Here is a 3,139-nt window from a genome sequence, read left to right on the forward strand (position 1 = left end):
GAAAAAGACCTGGGCAACAAGAGCCTGTTTGTCATTGCCGACCACATCCGCGCCACAGCGTTCCTGGTGAGTGACGGCGTCAACCCGTCCAATGAAGGCCGCGGTTATGTGCAGCGCCGCATCATCCGCCGCGCGATCCGCCACGGCTACAAGCTGGGCAAGAAGACACCGTTCTTCCACAAGCTGGTGGCTGATCTGGCTCGCCTGATGGGCGATGCCTATCCCAAGCTCAAGACCGACGAAGCCCGCATCACGTCCGTGCTGAAAGCTGAAGAAGAACGCTTCTTCGAAACGCTGGAAATCGGCATGACGATTCTGGACACCGCTTTGGCTGGTGGTGCCAAGGTGCTGCCGGGTGACGTGGCCTTCAAGCTGCACGACACCTACGGCTTCCCGCTGGACTTGTCGGCCGACGTGTGCCGCGAACGCGGTGTGGAAGTTGATGAAGCCGGCTTCAAGGCGGCCATGGACAAGCAGAAGAACCAGGCACGCGCCGCCGGCAAGTTCAAGATGGACCGTGCGCTGGAATATTCCGGCGAAGGCCACGCTTTCACCGGCTACGAATTGCTCGAAGAGCCCGCCAAAGTCGTCGCGCTGTATGCCGACGGTGTGGCCGTGCAGGCACTCAATGCAGGCCAAAGCGGCGTGGTGGTGCTGAGCACGACACCGTTCTACGCCGAAAGCGGCGGCCAGGTCGGTGACCAGGGCCGGCTCACGGCTGCCGGCTCCACCTTCACGGTGGACGATACGCTCAAGATCAAGGCCGATGTGTTCGGCCACCATGGCACGCAGGAAGAGGGTACGCTGAAAGTCGGCGACACCGTGACCGCGCAGGTCAACACCGCGCTGCGCGCCGCAACCGTGCGCAACCACAGCGCCACCCACCTGATGCACAAGGCCCTGCGTGAAGTGCTGGGTGATCACGTGCAGCAAAAGGGTTCACTCGTGAATGCCGAGCGCACGCGTTTTGACTTTGCGCATAACGCGCCTGTTACTGACGCGCAGATCCGCGAGATCGAGGCGCGCGTCAATGCCGAAATTTTGTCCAACGTGGCCACCGATGCCAGCGTGATGGCCATGGAAGATGCCCAGAAGTCCGGCGCGATGATGCTCTTCGGTGAAAAGTACGGTGAGACCGTGCGCGTGCTGACGATTGGCTCCAGCAAGGAGCTCTGTGGTGGTGTTCACGTCAAACGCACCGGTGATATCGGCCTGTTCAAGATCGTGGCCGAGAGCGGTGTGGCGGCGGGCGTGCGACGTGTGGAAGCCGTCACCGGCGAAAACGCGCTGGCCTACTTGCAGACGCTCGAATCCACGGTAGAAGCCGCGGCCGGCTCGCTCAAGGCCAGCCCGTCCGAGTTGCAGGGCCGCATCAGCCAGGTGCTGGACCAGGTCAAATCGCTGGAGAAAGAAATCGCCGCGCTCAAAGGCAAACTGGCTTCGTCACAAGGCGACGAGCTGGTCACGCAGGCTGTCGACGTCAAGGGCCTTAAGGTGCTGGCCGCGAAGCTGGAAGGCGCCGATGCCAAGACGCTGCGCGACACCATGGACAAGCTGAAAGACAAGCTCAAGACCGCCGTCATCGTGCTGGCCGCCGTCGATGGCGACAAGGTGCAGATCGCCGCGGGCGTGACCGCCGACAGCGTGGGCAAGGTCAAGGCCGGTGAACTGGTGAACTTTGTGGCCCAGCAGGTGGGCGGCAAGGGCGGAGGCAAGGCCGACATGGCCATGGCCGGCGGCACCGATGCGTCCAAGCTCGGTGATGCACTGAAGTCGGTGCAGGCCTGGGTGACCGAGCGCGCCTGAGGCGGTCCGTCAAAGCGCTATTAATTTGATAGCTGCTCGCGCAAGGTAGTAAAGGGCTGGAGGCCAATTTCGTTCAAGAAATTGGCCTTTTTTCATTGCTTTTTCACTCAATAGCGGCCCAGAACACCGCAAACCAGCTTTGCGGGTCGGTCCAGTAGCGAACCTGCCCGAATCCGGCCTGCCGCAGCAGCGCCGTCATGCTTTCCAAGGTGTACTTGTAAGAGCATTCGGTGTGGATGCGCTCGCCGGCGCCAAAGCGCCGCGCATGCCCAGGCCAGCGCACCGTAAGGTCCGACAAGGCTTCCAGGTGCATTTCGATGCGCGACTCCGCGGCATTGAAGAGCGCCACATGGTGCCACTGGCGAACATCAAAATCCGCCTGCAGGAGCTCGTTGACGTTGAGCAGCAGGTTTTTGTTGAAGGCAGCGGTCACGCCCAGCGCGTCGTCAYAAGCCGCTTCCAGCCGTGCGGTGTCCTTCACCAGGTCAATGCCCAGCAGCAGGCCGCGCGCCTTGCCTTGCGCCGGGTCGGCGATGTGCTGCAAGAACCGCAGGGCCTGCGCCGGATGAAAGTTGCCCAGGCTGGAGCCGGGGTAGAAAAACACCCGTTCCTGGCTTTGCACTTCGCGTGGCAATACCAGGCCGGACGAAAAATCCATGCCCAGGCCGACGATGTCGAGCGCGGGGAAGCTGTTTTGCACCTGCGCGGCGGCATCGCGCAAAAATTCCACCGAGATGTCGACCGGCACATATTGCCGCGGCTGAAGATGCGGAATGAGCGCTGCAGCTTTGGCGCAATTGCCGGCGCCCAGGTCGATCAGGCAGGCGTTGTGGATTCCGTTCGCGCTCAGCGTGGCGGCAATCTGCGGGTAGGAGGCCGCAAATATGGCGGCCTCGGTGCGGGTTGGATAGTACTCATCCAGGCCCGTGATCGCCTCGAAAAGTTTCGAGCCTAACTCGTTGTAAAAGAATTTGGGGCCGATGGTGGCCGTGGGTTCAAGCAAACCCTCTTCCAGCTCCTGCGCCACATTTTGGGTCTGGCCCGATTGCGACTCGTTGTAGAGGTTAATGAACTGCGGCGATGCCGTTGGCAGGGCCTCAGCCAGGCCGGGAAATTTGAGGGGCAGGTTCACGTTGGGTCAGCCAGTTAAGTGATATCGACAGATTTAAAAGCAGATAGCGAAACGCCTTTGTAGGACTGAACCGCTTTGGGCGCAAGCGGCGCCGGCCAAATGCTGTCCTATATAGGGTTCTTTTTTGGATCGCCCGCTGGGCTGAGCGCGGTCAATCGCCGCTATCTGTACTTCCTGTGTCACTTGGTCGCTGAATGCTGC

Annotated in this window: 2 protein-coding genes; one reads left to right on the forward strand and one right to left on the reverse strand. The window is 61.2% G+C overall.

Features of this window, described 5'->3' with window-relative positions; genetic code table 11:
• Positions 1-1,806, forward strand: a 1,806-nt coding sequence (gene alaS, locus AC1D1X_RS19350; protein ID WP_477698922.1) for an alanine--tRNA ligase, incomplete at its 5' end; no start/stop codon positions are given.
• A gap of 103 nt (positions 1,807-1,909) precedes the next feature.
• Here the strand turns inward: alaS and egtD are convergent.
• The gene (gene egtD / locus AC1D1X_RS19355) at positions 1,910-2,938 is read right to left on the reverse strand and encodes an L-histidine N(alpha)-methyltransferase (RefSeq protein ID WP_477698923.1); all 1,029 of its coding nucleotides are present in this window, start codon (positions 2,936-2,938) and stop codon (positions 1,910-1,912) included.
• Positions 2,939-3,139 lie beyond the last annotated feature (201 nt).

The organism is Polaromonas sp. P1_G4 (assembly GCF_056405475.1).